General features: G+C 60.2%; 1 pseudogene. It reads right to left on the reverse strand.

What is annotated here, in order from left to right:
- Positions 1-630, reverse strand: a pseudogene (locus F0155_RS23550) (hypothetical protein); the annotation flags it as partial.

The following is a 630-nucleotide window of genomic DNA, read 5'->3' on the forward strand; positions in this document are numbered from 1 at the left end:
CACCACCGGTGATCCACTCGATCTGCTCCTTGGTGCCATCGCCATCAATGTCGAAGGCAATCGTCTGGCCAACCTGACCGTCGATGCGCTCCTTGGCGGTCGACACACCGGTCGTGGAGATCTTGCCGTCACCATTCAGGTCCAGAGCAACCGGAGAGGCAACCTTGTCCTTGCCCTTGCCGTTGTTATATTCGGCGATCTTGTCACCAGCACCGTTCATAATGTGGTAGTTGCCGCCGCCCTGGTGAACAGCCGTGTAGCCCTTCAGCGCGCCATCCTTGAAGGTGTAGCCGCCATTGGCGTGGTTGTACTTGCCATGCCCGATCAACCAGGTACCGGCCTTGCCCTTGACGTAGTCGATGGCTGCCTGATCAGCTGCAGAGATCTGCGGCTTGGCCGGAGCCTGCTGGCCACCGTTGTTGACTGCCTGCCATACGCCGTTGTTGTTCACAACGCCCCAGCCTGCATTGTTGCCGCCGTTGGTGCCACCATTGTTGTTAGCGCCGCCGTTGACTGCCTGCCAGACACCGTTGTTGTTGATGACTGCCCAGCCCGGCTTGTTGCCGCCGCCGTTATTCCAGCCACCGTTGTTCCAACCGCCGCCATTGTTGGCGTCACCGCCGTTCCAGC

The sequence above is a fragment of the Roseibium sediminis genome, assembly GCF_008711325.1.
Classification (GTDB): domain Bacteria; phylum Pseudomonadota; class Alphaproteobacteria; order Rhizobiales; family Stappiaceae; genus Roseibium; species Roseibium sediminis.